The organism is Amycolatopsis sp. cmx-11-12 (assembly GCF_046269425.1).
In the GTDB taxonomy this organism is placed as follows: domain Bacteria; phylum Actinomycetota; class Actinomycetes; order Mycobacteriales; family Pseudonocardiaceae; genus Amycolatopsis.
This window is the reverse complement of record NZ_JADNQM010000019.1, coordinates 42,125-62,278: the sequence shown is the minus strand read 5'-3', so window position 1 is coordinate 62,278 and position 20,154 is coordinate 42,125. Positions and strand designations below refer to the sequence as shown.

Below are 20,154 nucleotides of genomic sequence, written 5' to 3'. Positions count from 1 at the left end.
CACGGGGTTCTAGAGTGACGGCCGTGGCGAGAAAAGACGGCAGGAACGACGACCAGCTTCGCGACATCAAGATCACCCGCGGCTTCCAGCGGTGGCCGGCGGGCTCGGTGTTGATCGAGTTCGGCGACACCCGGGTGCTGTGCGCGGCGAGCGTCACCGAAGGTGTCCCCCGCTGGCGGGCAGGCTCCGGCCTCGGCTGGGTCACCGCCGAGTACGCGATGCTGCCGTCGTCGACCAACACCCGCAGCGACCGCGAATCCATCAAGGGCCGCGTCGGCGGCCGCACACACGAGATCTCCCGGCTGATCGGCCGGTCCCTGCGCGCCTGCATCGACCTGGCGGCGCTGGGGGAGAACACGATCGTCATCGACTGCGACGTCATCCAGGCCGACGGCGGCACCCGCACGGCCGCGGTGACCGGTGGCTACGTCGCGCTCGCCGACGCCGTCACCTGGCTCGGCGCGGCGGGCCGCCTCGCCGACCCGCAGCCGCTTTCGTCCTCGGTGGCCGCGGTGAGCGTGGGCGTCGTCGACGGCCGCGTGCGGCTCGACCTGCCCTACGAGGAGGACTCGCGCGCGGAGGTCGACATGAACGTCGTCGCCACCGACGCGGGCACCATGATCGAGGTTCAGGGCACCGGCGAAGGCGCCACCTTCGCCCGGTCCACTTTGGACACCATGCTGGACATGGCGCTCGAGGGCTGCGCGGAGCTGACCCGCTTGCAGACCGAGGCGCTCGCGCTGCCGTACCCCGGCGAACTGCCCGAGCCGCGCACGGACAAGAAGAAGGGTGCGAAGTGACCAAGCTGCTTTTGGCCACCCGCAACGCGAAGAAGCTCGGCGAACTTCGGCGCATCCTGGTGGCGGAGGGGATCCAAGGCGTCGAGGTCATCGGCCTCGCCGACGTCCCCGAGTTCCCCGAAGCGCCCGAAACCGCTCCGGACTTCGAGGGCAACGCGCTCGCGAAGGCGCAGGACGCGGCCGCCGCGACCGGCCTCCCGGCCATCGCGGACGACTCCGGCATCGCCGTCGACGCGCTCAACGGCATGCCGGGTGTGCTCTCGGCCCGCTGGTCGGGCAAGCACGGCGACGACGAGGCGAACCTGGACCTCGTGCTGGCGCAGCTGTCCGACACTCCCGACGAGCGGATGGGCGCGGCCTTCGTCTGCGCGGCGGCGCTGGTCGTCCCCGGTGGCGACGAGACCGTGGTGCGCGGCGAATGGCGAGGCTCGCTGATCCGGGAACGCCGTGGCACCAACGGATTCGGCTACGACCCGATCTTCGTGCCCGAAGGTGAGACGCGGTCATCGGCCGAGCTGGAACCGTCCGAAAAGGACGCTTCTTCGCATCGGGGACGGGCGTTGCGAGCGTTGGTAGGGGAGCTTAGGAAGCTGGCCGACTGAGTCTCGTGAGGGCGATACCAGCCCTCCCGGGTGTCGCGAAAGCCACTTTCGGGACGTCTGATGTCCCGAAAGTGGCTTTCGCGACACGGCGGCTGGGCATCGCCGCTCACGCCAGGGAGAGATCCCGCAACAGCTTCGCGACGTGCCCGGTGGCGCGCACGTTGTACTGCGCCACGGTTATTTTGCCGTCCGCGTCGACGACGAAAGTCGAGCGGATGACGCCTTCGTAGACCTTGCCGTAGTTCTTCTTCTCGCCGAAGGCGCTGTACGTCTTGAGGACGGTCTTCTCCGTGTCGGAGAGCAGCGGGAAAGTCAGCCCCTCCGCCTCGACGAACTTCGCGAGCTTCGCGGGCTTGTCCGGGGAGATGCCGAGCACCTGGTAGCCGGCGTCGTTGAGCTGCGCGAGGCTGTCCCGGAAATCGCAGGCCTGCTTCGTGCAGCCCGGGGTGCCGGCGCTCGGGTAGAAGTAGACGACGACCGACTTGCCGCGGAAGTCGCTGAGCTTGACGTCGTTGCCCTCGCTGTCGGGGAGGGTGAAGTCGGGCGCTTTGTCGCCGGGGGAGAGTCGCTGCTCGGTCATGACGCACACGGTAGCGAAACCGGCGGCGTCAGACCTTCCCGCAGTACTTCGCCGCGACGGGTTCCGCGGGGTTCGGCCGTACCTGGAGGCGCAGCTTCACCGGCTTGTCCGGAACGGCGAACGCCAGGTTCAGATGGACCGACCGGCCGGGCGCCACGTCCTTGCCCGCGTCCGCGATGCCGTTATAACCCTGCACGGGGTCGACGACCTGTTTGACCGACGAGCTTTCGCCGTCGACCTCGCCCGTCACGGACAGGCCGGAAAGCTTGTAGGTCCCGTCGCCCGCGTTGGTCACTTCGATCCCGAAGGCCACCGCGCGCGGGCTCTGCGGGTACGCCGACGGGCTGGGACGGAACGACTTCGGCGCGGATACGGAGATCGTGACCCCGGTCGCGAACCGGTGCGGGGCGCCGAACGCGAGGTCGCCTTCCGCGTGCGTGGCGGCCAGTCCCTGCGCCGGGGCGTCCGCGCCGAGGGCGGCGGCCCCCTTTTCCGGTGCCTGGACCCCGCACGCGGTCGCCAGCATCAGTGAGCAGGCGGCGATCAAGAGCTTCGGGGTGCGCGGGGGCGCCATGTGCGGTTACTCCAGTCGGCGGTGCGGGTGGGCCGTTCGAGGTAGTCATTACTGCCGAAGAGTCCAGAGTGGCGGTCTTCTTCAGCTGAGAGGAGCGGCACGGCCGGGTTGAAGCGCACCTGGTGTACAGCCGTGGCCTATCCGTGATCGGAAGGGTACGGCTAGTGACAGTCGTCACCTCGGTGGCACACCGATCAGGGTCAAACGGCGATGGCGAAGAACAGGATGAAGATCGCCAAACCGGACACCCAGGCCACGATCAACCAGCCGAAATCACGCATCGGGTCGACCGCGCGGCTCTCCTCGCCCGGGACGTAGACGCCGCGCTCTTCGAACCAGTCCACCCACCGGGTCATCCAGCGAAAGGGGCTTCGAGACGCCATGGTCGTCACAGTACGGGCACGGGTGAGCCGGGTCAGCCAGGGAGGGGCCGCCCGAAAGGGCGAATCGGACGTCCGAGTAATCGCCCACTAGGCCCTTTTGTCCAACTCGTTCGCCCGTCAGGCTGTAACGATGGCGCTGGGAATAGATGTCTACAGCCGCTTCCAATCCGTTACTAACTGGCAATCCGTAAAGAACCACGGTGTTTCCTACGTTTTCGTGAAGCTCACCGACGGTGGAGGCCTGCCTAACGGTGGCCGCAACACCGGAGACGCCTTGGTGGCCGGAGCGAGATCCGTGGGAATTCCGGTGGGGGGCTACCACTTCGCTCAGGCGAGTCCTTCGCCTGAGGCCCAGGCGGATGTGCTCATCGCCGAGGTCCGGCGGCTCGGGGCGACCGGCTGCGTCCCGATGCTCGACCTCGAGGACAACCCGCCGGGTTCGGGGGCACCGAACATCCCCGACGGGCGTAAGCGGGACTTCTCGATCAGGTTCTGCAACCGCGTGGCGGGACACGGGTTCCGGCCGGGCGTGTACATGAACAACTCACTCGCGAAGATGCTGCGCCCCGACCAGTTCGGCGTGCCGGACCTGGTGATCTGGATCGCGCGTTACGGCGCCAAACCCGACGCCGCCGCGGGCCGCTATGACGTGCACCAGTACTCGGACGCCGGTCAGGTCCCCGGCATCCGCGCGAGCAGTGTCGACCTCAACGAGTCCTATACGAACGCCCACTTGACCGGCGGCGGCGCCGCCCCGAAGCGGAAGGCGACGACAGAACTCATGGAACGCAGGACCATTCCGGCCAGCCCGTCCACCACGTCCGTGCGGCTGTTCCTCTCCGGCAGTGAGACGGCCGCGATCATCGTCCGCCCGCGTGTCGACGGCGACGGCATCACCGACGCGCCCGTCTGGCAGGGCAACATCTACGCTTGGGGCAGCGACAAGGTCGGCGTCGGCGGGAATCCCTTGCAGACGCCCGGATTCAACCCGAAGACGGTTTCGCACCGGCGGTACCACCTGCCGGGCGCGGTGTGGGCCGACTTCGAGTACAGCTCGAACGTGGAGTTCGAGATCGACATCGTCGGCTGATCCCGAAGTACGCGCAAGCACGGCGACCCTGTTCGCCGAACTCGCGTGCTTGGAGGCGGATCTCGCGTGTGCGGTCTCCAAGCACGCGAGATCCGCCTCCAAGCACGCGAGTGCGGGTACAGGAAGGGGGCCTTCATGTACTTCACCGGCCCGGCGCCGCGTCCCGGATGGCGTCCACGATGAACTGGTAACCCGTGCACCGGCACAGGTTTCCCGAGATCCCCTGCCGGATCTCGGCGTCCGTCGGAGCGGGGTTCTCCTTCAGTAACTCGAGCGCCGTCGCCAGCATCCCGGGCGTGCAGAATCCGCATTGCAGGCCGTGGTGCTTCCGGAACGATTCCTGTAGCGGGTGCAACTCGCCGTCCGAGGCGAGGCCCTCGATGGTGACGATCTCCGCGCCGTCCACCTGCACCGCCAGCAGACAGCACGAACGCGCGCTCGCGCCGTCGAGGGTGATCGTGCACGAGCCGCAGACGCCGTGTTCGCAGCCGACGTGCACCCCGGTGAAACCCAGGTCGTGGCGCAGGAAGTCGGCCAGCGTCCGCCGCGGTTCACAGTCGGCGCGGTAGGTCCGTCCGTTCACCGTCAGGGTGACCGTGATCATGCGCCCTCCTTCGCTCGTGTGATCGCCCGCCGGGTGAGGACCGCGGCCATCTCGCGCCGGTAGCCGGACGGGGCGTGGAGGTCGTCGGGCGGGTCGGTCGCGGCCGCGACGAGGTCCGCGGCGGTGGTGATCACGCCGTCCGTCAAGGGCTGGCCGACGAGCGACGCTTCGGCGGCGGTGGCCCGGATCGGCGTGGGGCCCGCGCCCGCGACGGCGATCCGGGCGGTTTCGCAGACGTCGCCGGACATCGTCACGGTGGCGAAGACGGCGACCAGTGCGAGGTCGCGGCTGCGCCGGCTCAGTTCCTCGACGGCGCAGCCGCCGGGAACCACCGGCACCGAAATCCGGGTCAGGAGTTCGCCGGCTCCCAAAGCGGTCCGATACGGGCCGAGGAAGAAGTCCCGCGCGGCGATCGTCCGCTCGCCGTCCGGCCCGTGGACGGCGAATTCTGCGTCGAGCGCGACCATCACCGCGGGCAGCTCCGCGGCCGGGTCGGCGTGCGCGAGGCTGCCGCCGATCGTGCCCCGGTTCCGGATCGCCACGTGCCCCACGTAACCGAGTGCCTCGGCGAGTAGTGGAACTTCCGACCGGACGACGTCGGACGTCTCGGCGACCCGGTGCCGGGTGAGCGCGCCGATCTCCAGGCGCCCGTTCTCCTTGCGCAGAAACGAAAGTTCGTCCACACGGTTGATGTCGACCACCAGCGACGGCCGAGCGTGGCGCAGGTTCAGCAACGGCACCAGGCTCTGCCCGCCTGCCAGCACCAGCGACTCCGGTGTGCCCAGTGCCTGGACGGCCTCGTCGAGTGAGGACACCCGGAGATAGTCGAACGGCGCGGCCTTCATCGGTGGGTCCCCCGCTTCATCGCGGCCAGCAGCCGTGGCGGCGTGATCGGCAGCGAAGTGATGTCGACGCCGTACTCGCGCAGCGCGTCCTCGACCGCGTGCGCGATCGCCGCGCCACCCCCGATCACCCCCGCTTCTCCCATCCCCTTGAACCCGCCGGGGACGTGCTCGGCGGGCGTCGCCATATGGGAGACGGAAAACGGCGGGATCTCGGTCGCGGTCGGCAGCAGGTAGCCGGTGAACGAGGTGGTCTCCATCCGTCCGTCGGCGCCGTAGACCAGTTCCTCGTACAGCGCGCCGCCGATCGCTTGCGCCGCACCGCCGTGCAACTGCCCGTCCACGATCGTCGGGTTGATCACCGTGCCGCAGTCGTGCGCGATCAGGTAGTCCAGCAGCGTCACCACGCCGGTCTCCTGGTCGACTTCGGCGAGGACAGCGGTGCAGCCGAACGACGTCGCGACGTTGACCGGGTCGTAGACTTCCCGCTCCTCCAGCGTCGGCGTCTCGTCTTCCGGCCAGACACCGTTCAGCCGCCGGTATGCCGCGTCACCGATCGCGGCCAGCGTGACCTCCTTGCCCGGCACACCCTTCACCGAGACGACACCGTCCTCAAGGGACAGATCGTCGGGGGAGACCTCCAGGATGTGCCCGGCCACCCGCAGGATTTTCGCCCGCAGCCGGGTCGACGCGTTCAGCACGGCGGCACCACCGACGGCCGCTCCTCGGCTCGCCGCCGTGCCGTAGCCGGTGTACGGGCAGCTGTCGGTGTCCCCGGACAGCACAGTGACGTGGTCGAGCGGGACGCCGAGCGTGTGCGCGGCCACCTGTGCCAGCGTCGTGTGGATGCCCTGGCCGATCGCGGACAGTCCTGTGTAGACGGTCACATGCCCGGTCGAGTCGACTCGCACGACCTCCTCGTCGAAACCGGAATGCCCCAAACCGGAAAGGTTGATGATCCGGCTCGGCCCGAAACCGGTCAGTTCGTTGTGGAACGAATACCCGATGCCGACACCGTTTCCGCGGCGCTCCGCCCAGCCCGCGTCTTCGACCGCCTTCAGACAGAGATCCAGGCAGTCTTCGTAGCGGCCGCTGTCGTAGACGAACACCGGACTCTGGTACGGAAAGGCCTCCGGCGCGATGAAGTTCTTTCGCCGCACCGCGTGCGCGTCCATGTCGAGGCGTTTCGCCAGTTGTTCCACCAGATGTTCGTGCACGAAGTTCGCCTTCGGCAGCCCGTACCCGCGGAACGACCCGTACGGCGAACGGTTCGTCATCACGGCGACGAGGCTCAGTTCCACGTTCGGGATGGCGTACGGCCCGGTCAGCAGTGCGGTCGTCGTCCAGCATGGGCTGGGGCCGACCGTTCCGAGCACGCCACCGAGGACGCCGTACACCGTGGCGCGCAGACCGGTGATCGTGCCGTCGTCCTTGGCCGCGAGTTCGACGTCGATCTTCTGCTCGCGCGAGTGCGCGTTGGCGACGAAGCTTTCCGCCCGGTCCTCGATGAGCTTGACCGGTTTCCCGGTGCGGCGCGAGAGAATCGCCGCGAGGACCTCTTCGGCGTAGAAGTCGAACTTGTTCCCGAAGCCGCCGCCGACGTCGGGAGTGCGCACGCGGATCCGGTCCATCGAGAGCCCGAAGACCTCGCCGAACAGTTCCCGCGCCAGATTGGGTGCCTGCGTCGCGAGCCAGACGTCGAGCCGGTCGGTGAACGGGTCCCAAGTCGCCACCACGCCGCGTGTTTCGATCGGCGTGCCCATCTGGCGTGCGAAGCGGAACGATTCGGTGAGCACGACGTCGGCCTCGGCGAACGCGGTGTTCACGTCACCCATCGGGATGGTGCCGGTGCCGACGATGTTGTCCGGCCAGTCTTCGTAGAGCTTCGGCGCGCCGTCCGCCAGCGCCTGTTCGAGCGTGCTGACGGCCGGGAGTTCCTCGTACTCGACCTCGATCAACTCCAGCGCGTCTTCGGCGGTAGCCCGGTCCTTCGCCGCGACAGCCGCGACGCCTTGCCCGGGATACCGGACCTTGCCGACGGCCAGCGCGTGGGTCTCGGACACCCGCATGTCCGGCAGGCTCGCCCAGATCACCGGTTGCGGTGTCTTCGTACTCGCCAGCACGTCCTCGCCGGTGACCACGGCGAACACGCCGGGATGGGCGTTCGCGGCCGTGACGTCGACGCGCACGATCCGTGCGTGCGGCAGGGGACTGCGGAGGATCGCCGCCTCGAGCATCCCCGGCAGCCGGACGTCGTCGATGTACTGCGCCCGGCCGGTGAGCAGCCGGACGTCCTCCTGCCGGGTCACCCTCGCGCCGATCAGCCCCTCGCCCATGCGTTCACTTTTCCTTACCGGCAGGCCTTCGCGCATCGTGCACATGGGTCACCGGCGCGGAAAGTCAGAGGATCCTGGCGACTCGGTAGGCGATCCCGCCCTCGACCAGGTAGCCCGAGCCGGCGCAGACGACGTCGTTCAGCCAGGAGTAGTGCTCAGAGCCGGTCTCGAACAGCGGATTCGTCCGGAAGTAGTACCGGGCCGGATCGGCCAGATGCCGGGTCGCGGGGTCGGCGACTTCGGCGCGGAGTTCGGCCGGGATCCGCCAGCGGCCGCCGTAGGTCATGTGCAGCAGCGCGTCGTCGTGGGTGCGCAGGGTCAGGCGGACGTCGAGCGTCATCGTCCCGTCGGGGCGGAACACCGCCCAGTCGCCGCCGGTCGGCAGCACCTCGCCGCGCAGGTCCGGGCCCTCGAACGCGCCACCCGCGGCGCCGAAGAACACCCGGCCGCCGCCGATGTCCAGCCGCGGGTGCAGGTCGACGACGATGTCGAAGAGCAGTTCCGTGCGGAGTTCGCCGACGTCCTTCACGCGCGTGATCATGAGCCGAAAACCTTTCGTCGGACGGCGTCGGTCGAGACACCGCTCTGGGCGCAGAGCGCCGAGAGGTCGAAGAAGAACCGTTCGGACGCGATGAGGCCGTCCGCGAAGGTGAACTGGATGAAGACGGGGAGTTCGGCGCGCTCGCCGTTGGGCACGACGCCGAACCGGTCGCCGGTCATGGTCATCCGCGCGGTGCCCCAGCAGACGAGCGTGGTGCCGTCGCTCGCGTGGCCGTCGAGGGTGACGTCGTAGTCGGGGAAGGTGGCGAAGAAGCGCTTGAGCGCCTTTTCGTTCTCGGCTCGGCCTTTCGCTGTCGTGCCGAAGGCGGGGGTTTCGAGGGTCATGTCCGGATGGAGCAGGTCCAGTGCGGCGGGGATGTCCTGCCTGCTCTTGGCGACGGCCAAGGCTTGGGCGAGTGCGAAGGTCACGAACTAAACGTACGACCGTTCGTATAGCTAAGCAAGCCCGCTGGTGTTCCCAATGCCACATTTGGGACGCTCAGCGTCCCTGATGCGACATTCGCTACCCGCAGGACACGGCCACTTGCGGCGCTCGCGCGGAATGGTGGCGTTGATGAGTCCTAGGCGGTTGATTCCGGAAAATCACGTGAAGCTCAGTGAGGCGTTGTGACTGTCTACAGGGGACGCTTTCGAGTCGAATCATCCGGTTAGATGCTGTATGTCCGTATCATCAAGGTCGTGAAGGCCTCCTTGCCTACCCTCAAGGTAGGCAAGGAGGCCTTCACGACCTTGGTTCGCACCGAAGGGGGCGACCGCGGCCGAGACGGCCACGGTCAAGGGAAGGATTCCGTCGCGGGGTTGCACTTCACGCGATCTTCACGGAATCACTCATCTAGGTACATGAAGGACCCCTTCCTGTACCTAGGCGCCAGGGCCCCAGCAAAGTCGAGATCTTGCAGGTCAAGTGGGTCGTGAGTGGCGTTTCGTGTTCTCTTGAGGGGTAAGGCGAAGGTGGCGTCTTACGTGCTCGCCCGGGTACTGACCTGGGTGTCCCGAAAGTGGCTTTCGCGACATGTCCAGTGCGTGTGGTGTGGCCACGAAGTCCCCCTTCATGTACTTCCGCTTCAGCCCTGGGTGCTCATCGCCTCCCGGTCCGCCACCGGCAACCACTGCCGCTCGGCGTCGAACGGCCGGTACCCGGCCCGCACGTGTTCGATCAGCAGCGGCAGCGTGGGGTGCCGGTTCTCATGCCGCCACAGCAGGGAGAACGGGTACACCGGCGTCGGGTCGACGAGCGGGATCTGGACGACGTCCGGATGCCAGGGCACGTGCATCTTCGCGCCGACGAAGCCGAGGCGGTCCTTCGACTCGCTGAGTACCTCGATGTGGTGTTCGAGCCCGAAGTTCGGGCCGTCGGTGTCGACGAGGATGCCGAACGCCGGGCACAGTTCCTGCCAGAACTCCGCCCATTCGCTGGCCCGCGCGTTGTACGGCATCCAGGCGGTGAGGCCGTCGAGTTCCGCCATCTCGACCCGCCGTCGCCGCGCGAGCGGGTGCCGCCGCCCGATCAGCAGGTGCGCCGGCTCCAGATAGGCGGGTGTGCGGCCGATTCCTGGGTCCGTCACGGTGCTGACGCGGGCGAAGGCGGCATCGACCGAATCGGGCAGCATCGGACGGCGCACCGCGCCCAGTCCGGGCGTGACGAGTTCCAGTTCGTCGTCGTGATCGGCGTGGAAGGCCCGGATCACTTCCATGGTCGCCAAGCGCGTGCCGAGGACGTCGACACGTAGTGGACGGCGCCTGCCGTGAAGGCGCTCGACGGCCTGGTCCGCGAGGCTGATCAGCGCGCGAGCGTGCTTGAGGAACTCCTCGCCGTCCTCGGTCGGCTCGGCCCCGCCGCGCGTTCGCGACAGCAGTCGCACGCCGAGGTCCGCTTCGAGTTTCGCGACCCGTTTGGAGATCGCCTGCTGGCTCACCTCCAGTCGGATCGCCGCCTCGCCGAAGTACCGGTCGTCGGCCACCGCGACGAAAGCGCGCACCGCGCCGAGGTCGAGTTCCACCGTGTCCTCCTCTTACAACCCGTGGTTGTCACCTGCCGCGTGTCGCTTGTTGGACAACGCCTGTGCGCCTTGGGTCCAATCGCCGCGACAGGCCGGAATCGTACAACCGTGAGGAGTGGCCGTGGACTCCTTCGTGCACCTGCACGTTCATACCGAGTATTCGATGCTCGACGGCGCCGCCAAGATCGCGCCGCTCTTCACCGAGGCCCAGCGGCTTGGCATGCCCGCGGTGGGCATGACCGACCACGGGAACATGTACGGCGCCGACGAGTTCTACCGGCAGTCCACCCTGGCGGGGCTCAAACCGGTGATCGGCATCGAGGCCTACCTCGCACCCGAGTCGCGTTTCCACAAGAAACCGGTGTTCTGGGGTCGGCGCGGTGATGGCGGTGACGTCTCCGGCGGCGGCGCCTACACGCATATGACCATGCTCGCGGAGAACGCGACCGGTCTGCGGAATCTGTTCCGTCTGTCCTCTTTGGCCAGTCTGGAGGGCTACTACCGCAAACCCCGGATGGACCGGGAACTCCTTGCCCGCCATCACGAAGGCGTCATCGCGACCACGGGGTGCCCGTCCGGTGAGGTGCAGACCAGGCTCCGGCTCGGCCAGCCGGACGAGGCCATCCAGGCCGCCTCGGACTATCGCGACATCTTCGGTGGGGACGGTTTCTTCCTCGAGCTGATGGACCACGGCCTCCCGATCGAGCGATCCGTGCGGGACGGGCTGCTGGACATCGGGCGCCGCCTCGGGCTGAAACCGTTGGCCACCAATGACTCACATTACGTCACCCAGGATCAGGCCGGCGCGCATTCTGCGCTGCTGTGCGTCCAATCCGGCAAGACCCTCGACGACCCCGGCCGGTTCAAGTTCGACGGCGACGGCTACTACCTCAAGTCCGCGGAGGAGATGCGCCGGTACTGGGACGCCGAAGTCCCGGGCGCGGCGGACTCGACGCTGCTCATCGCCGAACGGGTCGAGTCCTACGACGACGTCTACCGGCACCTCGACCGCATGCCGGTGTTCGAGGTCCCCGAAGGGCACGACGAGGAATCCTGGCTGCGCAAGGAGGTCGCGGACGGGCTTCGCCGTCGTCTGCCGGACGGCGTCCCCGAAGAATACGTCGCCCGCGCCGACTTCGAGATCGGCGTGATCGCCGAAAAGGGCTTCCCGGCGTACTTCCTGATCACCGCCGACCTGATGAACCACGCTCGCCGCGTCGGCATCCGGGTCGGGCCCGGTCGTGGCTCGGCGGCGGGCTCGCTCGTCGCGTACGCGCTCGGCATCACCAACCTGGATCCGATCGATCTCGGCCTCCTCTTCGAGCGGTTCCTCAATCCCGAGCGGGTCTCCATGCCGGATATCGACATGGACTTCGACGACCGGCGTCGCGGCGAGATGATCCGCTACGCCACCGACAAGTACGGCGCCGAGCACGTCGCGCAGGTCATCACCTTCGGCACGATCAAGACCAAGGCGGCCATCAAGGATTCCGCCAGAGTCCACTATGGACAGAGTGGATACGCGATCGCGGACCGGATCTCCAAGGCGCTTCCGCCGCCTGTCGCGGCGAAGGACATTCCGCTCGCTGGAATCGTCGAGCCAGATCATGAGCGTTACGCCGAAGCGGCGGAGGTCCGCGCGCTGCTGGAAGGCGACGGCGAGGCGGCCAAGATCTTCGAGACGGCCCGCGGCCTCGAAGGACTGATCCGCAACGCGGGCGTGCACGCCTGTGCCGTCATCATGTCGAGTGAGCCGCTGCTCGACGCGATCCCGTTGTGGCGCAGGGACGACGGCGCTGTCATCACCGGCTGGGACTACCCGTCGTGCGAGGCCATCGGCCTGCTGAAGATGGACTTCCTCGGCCTGCGCAACCTCACCGTCATCGGCGACGCGCTGGACAACATCAAGGACAACCGCGGCGAGGAGATCGACCTCGACACGCTCGGCGTCGAGGATCCGGCGACCTACGAACTGCTGGCCCGCGGCGACAGTCTCGGCGTCTTCCAGCTCGACGGCGGTGCGATGCGGGATCTGCTGCGCCGCCTGAAACCGACCGGGTTCGACGACATCATCGCGGTGAACGCGCTGTACCGGCCCGGACCCATCGCGATGAACACGCACAACAACTACGCGGACCGCAAGAACCACCGGCAGCCGATCGAGTCGATCCATCCCGAACTGGCCGGGCCACTGCGCGAGATCCTGGCCGAGACGCACGGCTTGATCGTGTACCAGGAACAGATCATGCAGATCGCCCGTGACGTCGCCGGCTACTCCATGGGCCGCGCCGACGTGCTGCGCAAGGCGATGGGCAAGAAGAAGAAAGAGGTGCTGGAAAAGGAGTTCGAGGGGTTCCGCGACGGCATGCTCGCCAACGGGTTCTCGCGCGAGGCCGTGCAGGCGCTCTGGGACGCGATCCTGCCGTTCGCCGGGTACGCGTTCAACAAGTCCCATGCCGCCGGTTACGGCCTGGTCGGTTACTGGACGGCGTACCTGAAGGCGAACTACCCGGCCGAGTACATGGCGGGTCTGCTGACTTCGGTGGGGGACAACAAGGACAAGTCGGCGGTCTACCTCTCGGAGTGCCGACGGCTGGGGATCAAGGTGCTGCCGCCGGACGTCAACGAATCGGGCCTCCGGTTCTCGGCGGTGGGTGACGCGATCCGGTTCGGGCTGGGCGCGGTGCGCAACGTCGGCGGATGCGTCGTCGACTCGATCATCGCGACGCGCCGGGAGAAGGGGAAGTACGCGTCGTTCACCGACTTCCTCGGCAAGTCGGAACTGGTGGCCTGCAACAAACGCGTCATCGAATCCTTGGCGAAGGCGGGCGCGTTCGATTCGCTCGGGCATACCCGGCTCTCGATCCTGAAAGTGCACGAGGACGCGGTGGACGCCGTGGTGCCGCTGAAACGCAAGCAGGCGATGGGCCAGTTCGATCTCTTCGGTTCGGGTGAGGAGAGCCGGGACGACACCTCGCCGCTCGCCCACATCGGCTTCGACGTCCACGAGTGGCCGCGCAAGGAACTCCTCGCCCACGAAAGGGAAATGCTCGGGCTGTACGTGTCCGCGCATCCGCTCGACGGGGCGGAACACCTCCTGCGCAAGCACGCGCCCCGCCCGATCGCGGCGATCCTCGACAACCCGCCGAGGGAAGGGGGACTGGTCGTCGCCGGACTCATCACGTCCCTGGAGCGGCGGGTCAACAAGAAGGGCGAGCCGTGGGCCATCTGCACGATCGAGGATCTGGACGCCGCGCTCGAAGTGCTGTTCTTTCCCAAGGCCTACGCGCTGTTCGTGGCGGATCTGGCCGAGGACAACGCCGTCCGTGTCAGCGGCCGGGTGAACTGGCGGGAGGACAAGATGTCCGTGTTCGGCGGCGGGCTGATGCCGCTCGATCTTTCCACGGCGGGCGACGGGGAACCGCCCCTGGTGCTGCACGCGATCGCCGAGAGACTGACCGAGGACGCGGTCCTCGAACTGAAACAGGCTTTGCTGGCGCACAAAGGGGAAACCCCGGTCCAGGTGAAGCTCGCAGGGTCGTCCTACGCGCTCGACGATTATCCGGTCGCCGTCAGTTCGACGCTCTTGGGAGAGCTGAAGTCCATTCCCGGCATCACGACCGCCCGTGCGTGACCGCGGCCTTCGCTTCCAGGACGGGAAAATCCCGAGCCAGTCCGGAGAGCAGGCTGGTGACAGCTTGTTCGACCTCGGTGATCGGCGCGTGCCCGAACAGTGTCTCCATGAACGTGTTCCGCAGGTCCGGGTCGGCCGAGCAGTCCGCGAGCAGCGGGCTGAAGAGGCCGCGCGGGAGGCGTTCGGAACCGCCTTCTCGGCGGTGGGTTACGTCTGCGCTGTCGTCACCGTCGGGCTGGGGGCCGTGGCTGTTCTGCGGCTCCGGCGACGCGTAGCAACCTGAGCTGGCCGATCTCGGAAGCGTTCTTCATCAGCTCGGAGTTCACCCAGGCGACCGTGTGCGCGAAGGTGAGTCCGGCGTCTTCGCCCCACGGATAACCGGACGGAGCGTCGAGGTCGGCGTCGGTCAAGCGATCCAGGACGGCGAGCCATTCCTCGCGAAGGCCGCGCAGCCACTCGATGGCGGAGTCTTCGCCCGGCCAGGTGATTTCCTCGCGCTCGCGCGGGGTCCGCCGGTTCGCGTGATCGAGGGCGACGCTCCACCACCAGCCGATATGCCAGGAGAGCCAGGCGATCGTGGGGACGGGAATCGGGTCGGGTTCGGTGTCGGCCCAATCGGGGCGCCAGGCACCGTCGCCGTCCTGGCGCACCGTCCAGCAGAGGTCCCCGGGTTCCCAACGGAAATCCTCGTGTTTCAGCCGGGCAAGGTGGTACTCGAACAACGACCAGGTCAGGTCGAACTGCCAGCGCGACAGTGCGGAACGTGATGCGGACACCCGGCGAATCCTCCCGGTGCGGCCGTCGCCGTCGCAACCGGATTACGGTGGGTGGCATGAGTGCTTTCGTCGCCCAGCTGAATGGGCGGACGGCGACCGCGGAAGACCTGGCGCCACTGGCGTTCGCGGGGTTCGCCCACTTCACGGCCATGCAGGTGCGCGACGGCCGGATCCGTGGCCTCGACCTGCATCTGGACCGGTTGCGGACCGCGTCCCTGGAGCTGTTCGGTCAGGCGCTGCCCGACGACCGGATCCGCTCGTATCTGCGGACGGCACTGGAGGCCGGTCCGGCCGACGTCTCCCTGACCGTGACGATCCACCTGCCGGGCGAACTCGAAGCCCTCGTCCGTACCCGGCCTCCGGCGTCCGGTCCGGACGGCCCGCTGACGCTGGCGGCCGTCGAGCACGAACGCGTCCTGCCGTCGATCAAGCACACCGGCGAGATGGCGAAGACATACTTCCGGCGCCAGGCCGTGGCCGACGGCTTCGACGACGCGGCGTTCGTCGACCGCCAGTGCAGGCTCAGTGAGGCGACGATCTGGAATCTGGCGTTCTGGGACGGCGATACGGTGGTGTGGCCCGACGCCGGTCTGTTGCGGGGCACCACGATGGACATCCTGTGCCGGCGGCTGGAAGTGCCGCAGCGCGTCCAGGAGGTCACCATCGCCGATCTGCCGGAACTCGCGGGCGCGGTGGTCATGAACTCATGGACGCCGGGGATCGCGGTGCACCGGATCGGCGCCACGCCGATGTCGGCCGCTCCGTCCTTTGTGGCCTCGTTGCACCAGGCGTATCAGGCAGAACCCCTTACCAGGCCTTGAAAGGAAGGAGTTCGGGAGATCGCGGCCTGATTTTCGCTTGACGGGGCTGCCACCGTGGATCTTCGTGGCGAACCATGACAACGACAGAAACGAACTGCTTCGACTGGCCGGGCTGGCGACGCCGATGGCGCTGCGGGTCGCGGTCACTCTCGGCCTGCCGGACCGGTTGTCCGGCGACGGCGCGGCCGCCGGTGAACTGGCGGCGGAACTCGGCCAATCCCCGCTCGCACTCGATCTGCTGCTGGGTCACCTCGTCACCCTCGGCGTCCTCGAACGGACGTCGAGCGGCTACCGCACCACCGAATACGGCGCGAATCTCCGCGCCGACGCGGGAAACGGCCTGGCCGGTCTGCTGGACATGGCGGCCGCCGGAGGGCGAGGCGAACTGGCGTTCGTCGAACTCGCGCACAGCGTCGCCACCGGTCAGGCGGGCTACATCCGCCGCTACGGCCAGGACTTCTGGGCCGATCTCGCCGAGCATCCGCGCCTCCGGGAGACGTTCGACCGGCAGATGACCCAGCGGTTCAGCGCACAGATCCCGGGGCTCGTCGCCGGTTTCGACTGGGCCCGCTTCGGCACGATCGTCGACATCGGCGGTGGTCATGGCAGCCTGCTCGCCGCGATCCTGACGGCCAATCCCTCGGTGCGCGGCCACCTCGTCGACCTCGCGCCCACCGCGGCCGGCGCCGAGAAAGCCTTCCTTGAGCAGGGGCTCGAAGACCGGACCGAGGTGACCGCGGGCAGTTTCTTCGACCCGCTCCCGACCGGCGCGGACGCCTATCTGCTGTCCGACATCCTCCACGACTGGGACGACGACCACGCCCACCGCATCCTGGCCCGCTGTGCCGAAGCGGCCCGTCCCGGCGGCCGGGTCCTCGTCATCGAAGCGGTCGGTGGACTGGGGCCCAAACCGAGTGGGACCTGGTGATGCTCGTGCTGTACGGCGGCCGCGAGCGACGTCTCGACGAGCTTCGTGACCTCGCCGCCGCCCACGACCTGGTCTTCGAGTCCGTCACCACGCTGACCGGCGAGCGGAGCCTCCTGGAGTTTTCCCTTGAGTGAACGCTTCTGGGTATGGAGGAGACCGTCGAGGCCGTCCCCTTCATCGCCGGGATCGAAACCGGCTGGGGTCAGGTGCTCGACAAGCTCACAGCTCGACCCACCCAGGAAGAGGACTGAACGACATGACGAACTCGACCGGCCGCCGTGTCACCGCGAACATCAGTCTCACCACCGACGTTGCCCGAGGACACCTCGCCCGCATCCACGAGAACGCGACGACCGCGCTGCTCGGCAGACTGAACGCGGAGGGTTTCCTGGCTTCTGGCCGATGGTCGCCGCCGACGAGAACGCCCCCGCCTACGCGAAGTGGTTGGTGGACGCGGAAAAGGTCAACAGCAGCGCGAGCGTCATCAAGGCCGATCGGCCTGCCGGCTTCGCAGTGGAAGCTGACTTACCAGGACGTCGGCGAACTGGGGGAGATGGCGCTGGTCTACGACCGAACTAGGTAATTGTCACCGACGCGACGCCGGGCGTTCCCGCGCGATCGTGGTGGCATGACACGCGAAACGAAGCCCCCGGTATCAGGTCCGCTGACCAGGCGGACGATTCTGCGTTCGAGCGCCCTCGCGGCGGGGATGGCCACGGTCGGAGCCTTGTCCCCGGGCGTGGCCGCAGCGGCGGAACCGCGCACCACGCCGACCGACGGGACCGAGCTCGTCCTGCTGGGGACCGGGGCGGGCCCCACGCCTTCACTCGGACGGTTCGGCATTTCGAGCGCGCTCGTCGTCCGCGGCGACGTCTACCTGATCGACTGCGGGCTCGGCGCGGTGTCGCAGTACGTGCGTTCGGGCCTCGACCCCGCGCGCTTGAAGGGCATCTTCATCACTCACCTCCACGCGGATCACATCGCCGACTACTTCACCTTCGCGACGTTCATGGCACCTCTGATCATGTCCAAGACCGGCCGCGTGCCGACCGTCGACGTGTACGGGCCGCCCAGCGCAGGGGCGCTACCCGCCCGCCCCGGCGCGAAATGGGTCGCGCCTCAGCACCCGACCCCCGGCCTCGCCGATCTGACGAGGCTCTCCAACGAGGCCTTCGCCTACTCCAGCAACACGTTCATCGCGGAAGGGATCGGCTTCGACCCGGCTACCACCCTCCGCGTGCACGAGATCAAGGTGCCGGACGTGGGCGCGTCGCCGATCGGCGACACGGCGCCCGCCATGAAGCCCTTCCCCGTGATGCGCGACAAAAACATCGAGGTGACGGCGATCCTGGTGTCGCACGGCGCCGTCTTCCCCAGCTTGGCGTACCGGTTCGAGACCGACCACGGTTCCGTGGTCTTCTCCGGGGACACCACCCTGACACCGAACATCCCCACGCTGGCCGCCGACGCGGACCTGCTCGTGCACGAAGCCAACGATCCGCAGTGGTGGCACGACAACGGTGCCTCGGAAGAGTTCGTCGAGCACATGCGGAAGACCCATACGGATGTGCTGGACCTGGGCAAGGTGGCCCGTCAGTCGGGCGTCGGCTCCCTCGTACTCAGCCATATCGGCGACTTCCAGTCGACGGCGGACTGGCGGCGGCGTGCCCACCTCGGCGCCCGCAAGGCCGGCTATCGCGGGAAGGTGACGGTGGGGGAAGACCTCATGCGCCTGACCACGCCCGTTCGCCGCTGAGCAAGGGGCCTCGTGAGCGGCGTTTCGGGTTGGGGCTGATCATGTCTTAGGTATCTACCGTCGGCGGCGATTGATCGCAGGTCGGTTCGTGATGCCCAGCGGCCGTGTCGCGAAAGCCACTTTGGGGACATCAGACGTCGCGAAAGTGGCTTTCGCGACACCCGGAAGGGCTGGTGTGGCCCTCACGGCCTATGCCCGGCTGCGCGTTCGCCGATCTCCCGGATCACTCCTTGCGCGTCTTTCGCCCGGTTCACGTCGATCTGACCTGCGTACCTTCGCGGCTTGATCGTGAGCGTGATGTCGGCCCGCGTCTGCGTGAGCCAGGCTGTCACCGCTCGCTAGCCAAACTTAAGTATGATTCAATCTAAGTAAGATTCGATCATACTTAGATGAGGTCAGAGTTTTGGTGAGATTCCAGGGGCGCACCAACGATCTCGCACTGCTGGACAGGCAGCTGCGGCTAGTCCGCGACGGGATCGCGACCACCCCAGGGCAGGCTGTGATCGTCACTGGTCGCCGTCGGGTCGGGAAGTCGCGACTGGTCCAGGAGTTCTGTGACCGCTCAGGTGCGCCGTACGTGGTGTTCCAGGCCTCTCGTGGTCGCAATCCGGCCGCCGAGCGTGCCGACTTCACCACTTCACTCGCCCAGTCCGCTTTGCCTGGCGCCGATCTCGTCGCTGGTGCGGCAGGCACCGACTGGAACCAGGCGTTGCGTGCCTTGGCGGTCGCCGTTCCCGAGCGCGAACCCAGCGTCGTCGTCCTCGACGAGGTGTCCTGGCTTGTCGAGCAGGACAGTGAGTTCGAGGGCGCTCTTCAGACCGTTTGGGATCGGTACCTGTCCTCCAAGCCTGTTCTCTTGCTGCTCGTCGGCAGTGACCTGTCGATGATGGAGTCTCTTCAGGAGTACGGCCGTCCGTTTCACGGTCGTGCCGCTCGTATGCTCGTCCGCCCGCTCGATCCTGGGGACGTGCAGGAGATGACCGCGCTCGAGCCGGCCGAAGCGATCGACGCGTTCTTGATCACCGGAGGTTTCCCCGAGATCGTCCAACGCTGGACACCGGGTACCGATCGGGACGCGTTCCTGCGTGACCAGCTCGCGGACCCGCTGTCTCCCTTACTGATGGCCGGTGAGCTGTCGCTGCTCGGCGAATTCCCCGAGGCGTCGCACAGTCGATCGGCTCTGGAGGCGATCGGTACCGGCGAACGGACGTTCGGCACGATCGCCAGCCGGATCGGCGCCGGTGACCCGATTCCGTCGGGCACCCTCGCACCCATCTTGACCACCCTGACGACCAAACGCATCGTCGCCGTCGACACTCCACTGGCCACTCGCCCCGACACCAAGAACAAGCGCTACCGCATAGAGGATCCGTACCTGCGGTTCTGGCTTGCCTTCCTGCAACGCGGTATCGCCGAGGTCGAACGCGGTCGCGGTGATCTGGTGGCGGCGCGGATCGCTCGATCCTGGACATCGTGGCGTGGCCGCGCAGTCGAACCGGTCATCCGAGCCGGTCTCGCGCGACTGATGCCTGACGACAGGCTGCCTGACGCGGAGGTCGTCGGCGGTTGGTGGAACCGGCAGAACAACCCGGAGATCGACTTGGTCGGCGCCGACCGTGAGCAGCCCGCAGCGACCCGTATCGCGTTCACCGGCTCCATCAAGTGGCTGGAAAGCGAACTCTTCGGGAGGCGCGAGCTGGAAGATCTCATCGCCGGATCGATGTCGATCCCGGGACGGGACTACACGACTCCCTTGGTGGCGGTCTCCCGCAGCGGATTCGACGAGGGCCTGCCCCTGGCAGCCACCTTCGGCCCGGATGAGCTCATCGAGGCGTGGCGGCGCTGAACGCTCCGCCAGGTCAATGGG

General features: G+C 67.5%; 18 protein-coding genes and 3 pseudogenes. 10 read left to right on the top strand and 11 right to left on the bottom strand.

The genetic code is table 11. The annotated features are described in order from the left end of the window. The first annotated feature begins 23 nt into the window (after nucleotides 1–23). Nucleotides 24–800, top strand: a complete 777-nt coding sequence (rph, locus tag ACLARN_RS24750) for a ribonuclease PH (RefSeq protein WP_076162811.1) — start codon at nucleotides 24–26, stop codon at nucleotides 798–800. Next, complete coding sequence (gene rdgB / locus ACLARN_RS24745) at nucleotides 797–1,402, top strand: RdgB/HAM1 family non-canonical purine NTP pyrophosphatase (RefSeq protein ID WP_409493839.1); 606 nt, start codon at nucleotides 797–799, stop codon at nucleotides 1,400–1,402. The genes rph and rdgB overlap by 4 nt, the downstream gene beginning before the upstream one ends. Nucleotides 1,403–1,508: 106 nt before the next feature. Here rdgB and bcp read toward each other — a convergent pair whose 3' ends face one another. From bcp to ACLARN_RS24730, 3 genes are all read right to left on the bottom strand, one after another. Further along, complete coding sequence (bcp, locus tag ACLARN_RS24740; RefSeq protein ID WP_409493838.1) at nucleotides 1,509–1,982, bottom strand: thioredoxin-dependent thiol peroxidase; 474 nt, start codon at nucleotides 1,980–1,982, stop codon at nucleotides 1,509–1,511. A 28-nt stretch (nucleotides 1,983–2,010) separates the two neighbouring features. After that, a complete protein-coding gene (locus ACLARN_RS24735; RefSeq protein ID WP_409493837.1) occupies nucleotides 2,011–2,556 on the bottom strand; it encodes a hypothetical protein in 546 nt (181 codons plus the stop codon). 200 nt (nucleotides 2,557–2,756) lie between these two features. Next, complete coding sequence (locus tag ACLARN_RS24730) at nucleotides 2,757–2,939, bottom strand: hypothetical protein (RefSeq protein ID WP_076162529.1); 183 nt, start codon at nucleotides 2,937–2,939, stop codon at nucleotides 2,757–2,759. Between the two features lie 130 nt (nucleotides 2,940–3,069). On the opposite strand from ACLARN_RS24730, the gene ACLARN_RS24725 reads away from it, so the two are divergent. Continuing rightward, nucleotides 3,070–4,029, top strand: coding sequence for a glycoside hydrolase family 25 protein (locus ACLARN_RS24725; RefSeq protein WP_409493836.1), 960 nt, complete (start codon nucleotides 3,070–3,072; stop codon nucleotides 4,027–4,029). A gap of 142 nt (nucleotides 4,030–4,171) precedes the next feature. Here the strand turns inward: ACLARN_RS24725 and ACLARN_RS24720 are convergent, their stop codons facing one another. From ACLARN_RS24720 to ACLARN_RS24695, 6 genes are all read right to left on the bottom strand, one after another. Continuing rightward, complete coding sequence (locus ACLARN_RS24720) at nucleotides 4,172–4,633, bottom strand: (2Fe-2S)-binding protein (RefSeq protein ID WP_409493835.1); 462 nt, start codon at nucleotides 4,631–4,633, stop codon at nucleotides 4,172–4,174. Then, the gene (locus tag ACLARN_RS24715) at nucleotides 4,630–5,478 is read right to left on the bottom strand and encodes an FAD binding domain-containing protein (RefSeq protein ID WP_409493834.1); all 849 of its coding nucleotides are present in this window, start codon (nucleotides 5,476–5,478) and stop codon (nucleotides 4,630–4,632) included. The genes ACLARN_RS24720 and ACLARN_RS24715 overlap by 4 nt, the downstream gene beginning before the upstream one ends. Then, a complete protein-coding gene (locus tag ACLARN_RS24710) occupies nucleotides 5,475–7,811 on the bottom strand; it encodes a xanthine dehydrogenase family protein molybdopterin-binding subunit (RefSeq protein ID WP_409493833.1) in 2,337 nt (778 codons plus the stop codon). Before ACLARN_RS24710 ends, ACLARN_RS24715 begins: the two co-directional genes overlap by 4 nt. A gap of 64 nt (nucleotides 7,812–7,875) precedes the next feature. Continuing rightward, entirely contained in the window at nucleotides 7,876–8,352 is a 477-nt protein-coding gene (locus ACLARN_RS24705; RefSeq protein ID WP_409493832.1) for a DUF3237 domain-containing protein, read from the bottom strand. Next, nucleotides 8,349–8,780, bottom strand: coding sequence for an ester cyclase (locus tag ACLARN_RS24700; RefSeq protein WP_409493831.1), 432 nt, complete (start codon nucleotides 8,778–8,780; stop codon nucleotides 8,349–8,351). Before ACLARN_RS24700 ends, ACLARN_RS24705 begins: the two co-directional genes overlap by 4 nt. A 656-nt stretch (nucleotides 8,781–9,436) precedes the next feature. After that, the gene (locus ACLARN_RS24695) at nucleotides 9,437–10,372 is read right to left on the bottom strand and encodes a LysR family transcriptional regulator (RefSeq protein ID WP_409493830.1); all 936 of its coding nucleotides are present in this window, start codon (nucleotides 10,370–10,372) and stop codon (nucleotides 9,437–9,439) included. Nucleotides 10,373–10,493: 121 nt separating this feature from the next. On the opposite strand from ACLARN_RS24695, the gene dnaE reads away from it, so the two are divergent. Continuing rightward, nucleotides 10,494–14,006 carry a DNA polymerase III subunit alpha gene (gene dnaE / locus ACLARN_RS24690; protein ID WP_409493829.1) on the top strand — a complete coding sequence of 1,171 codons (3,513 nt, stop codon included), beginning with the start codon at nucleotides 10,494–10,496 and terminating at the stop codon, nucleotides 14,004–14,006. On the opposite strand, the gene ACLARN_RS24685 is transcribed toward dnaE, so the two are convergent. Together ACLARN_RS24685 and ACLARN_RS24680 are read right to left on the bottom strand one after the other, a co-directional pair. Then, the gene (locus ACLARN_RS24685) at nucleotides 13,987–14,115 is read right to left on the bottom strand and encodes a hypothetical protein (protein ID WP_409493828.1); all 129 of its coding nucleotides are present in this window, start codon (nucleotides 14,113–14,115) and stop codon (nucleotides 13,987–13,989) included. The genes dnaE and ACLARN_RS24685 overlap by 20 nt on opposite strands. Nucleotides 14,116–14,230: 115 nt before the next feature. Beyond that, nucleotides 14,231–14,782, bottom strand: coding sequence for a DinB family protein (locus tag ACLARN_RS24680; RefSeq protein ID WP_409493827.1), 552 nt, complete (start codon nucleotides 14,780–14,782; stop codon nucleotides 14,231–14,233). Between the two features lie 56 nt (nucleotides 14,783–14,838). On the opposite strand from ACLARN_RS24680, the gene ACLARN_RS24675 reads away from it, so the two are divergent. The 6 genes and pseudogenes from ACLARN_RS24675 to ACLARN_RS24650 all read left to right on the top strand — a co-directional run bounded on the left by ACLARN_RS24675 (nucleotide 14,839) and on the right by ACLARN_RS24650 (nucleotide 20,133). Beyond that, nucleotides 14,839–15,603, top strand: a complete 765-nt coding sequence (locus ACLARN_RS24675; RefSeq protein ID WP_409493826.1) for an aminotransferase class IV family protein — start codon at nucleotides 14,839–14,841, stop codon at nucleotides 15,601–15,603. A gap of 64 nt (nucleotides 15,604–15,667) precedes the next feature. Then, nucleotides 15,668–16,665: pseudogene (locus ACLARN_RS24670) on the top strand (methyltransferase). A 15-nt stretch (nucleotides 16,666–16,680) separates the two neighbouring features. After that, nucleotides 16,681–16,782, top strand: a pseudogene (locus ACLARN_RS24665) (ArsR family transcriptional regulator); the annotation flags it as partial. Between the two features lie 5 nt (nucleotides 16,783–16,787). After that, a pseudogene (locus ACLARN_RS24660) lies at nucleotides 16,788–17,114 on the top strand (hypothetical protein). A gap of 45 nt (nucleotides 17,115–17,159) precedes the next feature. Further along, a complete protein-coding gene (locus ACLARN_RS24655; RefSeq protein WP_409493825.1) occupies nucleotides 17,160–18,287 on the top strand; it encodes an MBL fold metallo-hydrolase in 1,128 nt (375 codons plus the stop codon). A gap of 406 nt (nucleotides 18,288–18,693) precedes the next feature. Then, nucleotides 18,694–20,133: an ATP-binding protein gene (locus ACLARN_RS24650; protein ID WP_409493937.1), complete on the top strand. Its 1,440-nt coding sequence runs from the start codon at nucleotides 18,694–18,696 to the stop codon at nucleotides 20,131–20,133. The last annotated feature ends 21 nt before the right edge of the window (nucleotides 20,134–20,154 follow it).